At 56.2% G+C, this 5066-nt stretch carries 4 protein-coding genes; 3 read left to right on the top strand and 1 reads right to left on the bottom strand.

Going from position 1 to position 5066, the window contains the following annotated elements:
* Nucleotides 1-399 precede the first annotated feature (399 nt).
* The gene (locus ACXJKO_RS29700) at nucleotides 400-1827 is read left to right on the top strand and encodes a protein adenylyltransferase SelO (RefSeq protein ID WP_457094618.1); all 1428 of its coding nucleotides are present in this window, start codon (nucleotides 400-402) and stop codon (nucleotides 1825-1827) included.
* A gap of 324 nt (nucleotides 1828-2151) precedes the next feature.
* Nucleotides 2152-2292 (top strand): hypothetical protein, encoded by a 141-nt coding sequence (locus ACXJKO_RS29695; protein ID WP_457094617.1) that lies wholly within the window; start codon nucleotides 2152-2154, stop codon nucleotides 2290-2292.
* Here the strand turns inward: ACXJKO_RS29695 and ACXJKO_RS29690 are convergent.
* On the bottom strand, nucleotides 2282-3787 hold the full coding sequence (locus ACXJKO_RS29690) for a type II and III secretion system protein family protein (RefSeq protein WP_457094616.1): 1506 nt from the start codon (nucleotides 3785-3787) through the stop codon (nucleotides 2282-2284). The two genes, ACXJKO_RS29695 and ACXJKO_RS29690, sit on opposite strands and share 11 nt — an antisense overlap.
* Before the next feature lie 338 nt (nucleotides 3788-4125).
* Here ACXJKO_RS29690 and ACXJKO_RS29685 point away from each other — a divergent pair, with 338 nt between their 5' ends.
* Entirely contained in the window at nucleotides 4126-4641 is a 516-nt protein-coding gene (locus ACXJKO_RS29685) for a tetratricopeptide repeat protein (protein WP_457094615.1), read from the top strand.
* Nucleotides 4642-5066: the final 425 nt, after the last annotated feature.

Below are 5066 nucleotides of genomic sequence, written 5' to 3'. Positions count from 1 at the left end.
ACGCAAACCCGCCCGTAAAGAGCGGCCAGATCCTTGAGTGCCATCGATGTCTCCTTGGACTGCTTCGCTGGAAGAATCTTAGGAGGCACTTTTCAATGCGCCAAGACACAAGACGAGTTTTTAGGGAACGACACCCTAACGGAAGGAAAGCTCTCAATAGCCAAGATTCAGGAAAGCAAGGTAGTTTTTCACTAACCATCTCTTGGAAATAGTTATCCACACCCCTCAATCTGAGACTAATTTCTCAGATAATGTTTCAATTCGGCAGTTTGAAATGCATCAAAGTTTCAGTGAATGTGTCATTTTTGGGCGCTTCACGTCGGGCTAGTCGAGTGACGCTTTGTTCTGAACAATCCGGCCCGCATGGTATTGGAACAGATGTGAGCGGAAATTCAGTTGATGCCTATCTCAAACAGCTTCCAGCCATCGAAACAACACGAGCGTCTTGGCACCGGTTTCTACGATGTCGTCGAGGCGGCCCGGTTTCCGCAGCATGTGCTGCGCTACAGAAACCGGCGTTGGGCCGACCGCGTTGGCCTCGGTGATTTGACGGATGAGGAATGGATCGAGCATTTCGGCCAATTCACGCCGCTGCCCGGAAGCTTGGAGAGCCCGCTTGCGCTGCGCTACCATGGCCATCAGTTCCGCACATACAATCCCCATCTCGGCGACGGCCGCGGATTTCTGTTCGCGCAAATGCATGATCTCCAAGATGGGCGTCTGCTCGACCTCGGCACGAAGGGCAGCGGCCAAACGCCCTGGTCGCGCCATGCGGATGGACGGCTGACGCTCAAGGGCGGCGTGCGTGAGGTGCTGGCGACGGAAATGCTGGAAGCACTCGGCGTCGAAACTTCGAAGAGCTTCAGCCTGATCGAGACGGGCGAGGAACTTGAGAGGGGCGATGAGCCCTCCCCTACGCGCTCATCCGTGCTCGTGCGCCTCAACCATTCCCATATCAGGATCGGCACGTTTCAGCGTCTGCTCTACCTCGACGAAACTCAGAATATCGCAAGGCTGCTCGACCACACGATCCAAACCTACATGCCCGATCTATGGCGCGAGGCTGTGGAAGACCGCGCAGTCGCCTTCTTGGAAGAAGTATGCAGGCGCGTGGCCCGCATGGGTGCGCAATGGATGGCGGCCGGGTTCGTGCATGGAGTGCTGAATACGGACAACATCAATGTCACCGGCGAGAGCTTCGATTATGGCCCATGGCGCTTCCTGCCGGCCTATGATCCTGCCTTCACGGCCGCATATTTTGATGAGACAGGGCTCTATGCATTCGGACGACAGCCCGATGCGCTTTTATGGAACCTCTACAGGCTCGCCGAATGCCTCCTCTCCCTCGCCGAGCAAAGCAAACTTGAGGCTGCCCTTACGGCTTTTGAGCCTGCGCTTCATAATGAGTTTCCTCAGACTGTTCTCAAAAGGCTCGGTCTTCGCTCCAATGGACGTGAACGGGATGGCATCCTGGCTCGCGCGCTTTGGACTTTCCTGCATGAAACGCGAGCGCCATTCGAACAAGTGTTCTTCGACTGGTATGGTGGTCTTGCAAGTACGGACCGAGCCAAGCAGAGCCCCTCAGCGCATATTTACGATCAACCGACCTTCACGCCCCTTCGTTCATCTCTGGAGGGCTATGAGCCTGAGATCGGCATAGCTCTCGAACATCCATATTTCGCGCGGCAGACGCCCTGCACAATGCTAGTTGAAGAAGTTGAAGCTCTATGGGAGCCCATCGCCAAAGTGGATGACTGGTCACCCTTCAACCGCAAGCTACAGGACATTAGTTTGATGGCTGATGCTTACAGGGGGGCGGCCGCTTAAAGGCCGTTTAGGTGCCCAGCCTGGAGCAAGGAAGATCTTAACACGCAATGCTTGTTCGCAAGAACAAGATGGCCTCCGGCATTACTGCTTGTCCTGGCTGATGGGCATGTGCCCCTCGACACGAAAGCGGGCGATGACGTCATCGCCTACGCTTCGCTAAAGAGGCAGTGAGTGCGCAGCGAGTTATTGAGCTTCCGGGGCCGGCGCCTCACCCTGCTGCCCATTCGCATTCCCGGTACTATAGCGGCGTATAGCCGCCTGCGTCCGCTGGCCATCACCAGGAATGTTGGTATTCATAACATAGGGGGGCCATGGATCTGCCGTATGAACCACCCTGTTCCAGGATTGAGCATCACCAGCGGCGAGAGTGATGGTGTCGCGACGCTCGACATAATCCGCGCAACCACCCAGCATTACTCCCGGCAGCATAACGGCGAGGAGCGTGAGCCGGATCTTATTGCTTGACGACTTTCTTGACGACATTTCGCTTTCCTGGCTTCAGCTCGACGATATGACCATAGGGACCGATAACACCAGACCCCTCGGCGAACCGCTTCTGCATATCGCTATCCACCTCCATCGAGCCTAGAAGGAAAAGCTCAAGATCATTGCTGGGCTTCGAGCTGTCGAGAGGCGTGCGTAGCGGCTGACCGGGCTTTGCGGGTCGCACGAGTCTCGGCGTTACAATGATGACGAGATCCGTCTCCTCTTCCTGGAAACCGGATGAGCTGAAAAGTGAGCCGATAATCGGCAGCTGCCCAAGCCAGGGAACCTGCTCGCGGCTCTTCGAGTGCACGCTTTGCAGCAGACCCGCCATCGCGAAGCTTTGCCCGTCTCGGATCTCGATTGAAGTGTTGGCGCGCCGGGTAATGAATCCAGGAATGGAGATCGTTCCGGTGTTGATACTGACGGTTTCATCAACCTGGCTGACTTCTGGCTCCAGCTTCAGATTGATAATGCCGTTGTCAAGAACGGTCGGCGTGAAGTTGAGCCGCACGCCATATTCTTTGTACGTTACACTCACCTGACCATTGTCGGCTGAGACAGGAATCGGAACTTCACCACCAGCGAGGAAACTCGCCTTCTCGCCGGAAAGAGCAATCAGATTGGGTTCCGCCAAGCGACGCGCGAGGCCCCTCTCTTCAAGAGCTTGTACAAGAATATCCGCGCTGACCCCACCTACAAGGAAGTTGGCGATCAAGGTGCCAAAAGGAGTGCTGCCGCTTGGAAGAAGTGGATTGTAAGTGATTCCTGAAGTTCCGGTTCTAGGAGGCGCGAAGCCCCCCAGTGCGACTCCACGTCCTGACTGATCGTTTTTCTTGCGACCGAACCAGCTTATGCCGAGTTCACGGCCCGCGCTGCGGTTCGCTTCGATAAAACGCACCTCCAGCATAACCTGCTGTCCGCCCGTTACGCGCAGCGCATTGATGACGCCATCCGAGCCATATTRCTGGGCGATCTCGACGGCCTTTCGCAGCGCGATCGCATCGGGAACCGTACCGCTCAGACGAAGGCGTCCGTTGACTGTCTCCACGCGAATATTGGCGTTGGGAACAGCGTCCTGAATGGTCACGGCAAGATCAGGCGTGTCAGCGCCAACTTCGACGTTGACCGTACCGAGCAGTGAATCGTCCACTCCATAAACCGCGACATTCGTCCTGCCGGCAGCCCTGCCGAGCACGTAGAAGGAACGGCCTGTCAGTGGGACCGCCGTTGCAACATCAGGATTTCCGACGACGACACRCCCAACATCGGCCACTGTCCGAGCGGTGAGAAACTGCCCCTGGGCAACATTGATGTCGCCCGCAGCGCGTCCATTCGTAAAGCGGAGCAAACGCTCCTGGGCATCGGCCGAGGGCGTTACGAGCAGGAGGGCCACAAACACACCAAGTGCAGCGAGCACAGATTTGCCTCTGCTCAGCGCGACTCGATAGCGCGCCAGATCCCATGTCACCCGCATATCGAGTACCGCCCGTCAAATTTGATACAATGTTCTATTGTTTGCCCGGGCGATAAGTCCAGCCGGTCAATTGGCCTAGAACACCGTCAGATGTGGGCATGCATGGTTAATGGACCGTAAAGAACGGCCTGCCTAGGCCATCTGGTCTACCTCTCCCCCTCTAAACAGAGGGAAGCATAACAAGTAGAAGGCTTCGCCCCGCCAGAGACTTGCGAGCGCCGCATGTCCGTTGCTACACCGTTAAGCGAGTCGCATGAACGAACTCCCTGGAAGAGCAGCGACCATGTATTAAAGCTGGCTCGTCGGGCGCGACAGAAAGAAATATAAAGGGGCGTGGCATGAGATCGTTCGAGCGAAAGCTGGCAATCAGCCTGTTTGTCTGCGCGATGCCGCTCCTAGCGGCTTGCAACAGCACCAGCGGATCTTCCTGGGGGAACAGCGTCACGGCGCTGGAACTGCCCTCTACGGTCGATCCCTATCCTGACAATGAGGTCTTCAGCGTCGCCAAGGTGCAATTCGCCGAAGGTAATTTCGGCCATGCTGCCCGTTACTATGAGCGCACTGTGGAACTTGATCCGAATAACGGCGAAGCATGGCTCGGGCTTGCGGCCTCATATGATCGCGTAAGGCGTTTCGACCTGGCTGACCGCGCCTATCGCGAGGCTGGCCGCCTGATCGGCGACCGCGCGGAGTATTACAATAATATCGGCTATTCCTATCTTCTGCGCGGCGATGCGGCCAAAGCACGCAGCAATTTCCTGAAGGCCTACGAAATCGATCCGACGAGCGCCACAATCAACAACAACCTGGACATGCTCCGGGATAATTTGACGCGTTCCAAGCCTGTCGTCTGACCCTGGGTCGACCTAAATCTGGCTGGGTCTGAAGGCAACCATCGGCACAAACTATCCGCTCTAGGCCATCTGGACGAATGGAGCTGGCGCTGGAAACAGTCCAAGAATAACCGCATAGACAAATCAGCAGCCCACCGACTCATACTGCACGGCGGTGGAACTTCGGGCGGATTTTCGCTCAATGAAGTTTTCTACTTGGCCTCAATTCCGGCAGCGCGGAGCGCGACCTGATGAAGAAGCCTGCTTGGTATTCGATCACGATTTTATTTTTGCTTCCTTTGAATAAAAAGCAGGCGCCATTTTCCTAATGGCGCCTACATCCCCACCCACTGAAATCATGAAGACCGTTCTGCGAGTGCTTCTCGATTCAGTGCAGTTTGGCGCAACCTCGGTTGCGATCCTTGCTGCGAACTCCCTAGCTGCAC

This window comes from Microvirga sp. P5_D2, from assembly GCF_054049475.1.
The sequence above is the reverse complement of the archived record's forward strand: the minus strand, read 5'-3'. Positions and strand labels throughout refer to the sequence as shown.

Bases quoted from the DNA above. Each gene is read 5' to 3' on its own strand.
- ACXJKO_RS29700 (WP_457094618.1), top strand. From the start codon at position 400: ATGCCTATCTCAAACAGCTTCCAGCCATCGAAACAACACGAGCGTCTT.
- ACXJKO_RS29695 (WP_457094617.1), top strand. From the start codon at position 2,152: ATGAACCACCCTGTTCCAGGATTGAGCATCACCAGCGGCGAGAGTGAT.
- ACXJKO_RS29685 (WP_457094615.1), top strand. From the start codon at position 4,126: ATGAGATCGTTCGAGCGAAAGCTGGCAATCAGCCTGTTTGTCTGCGCG.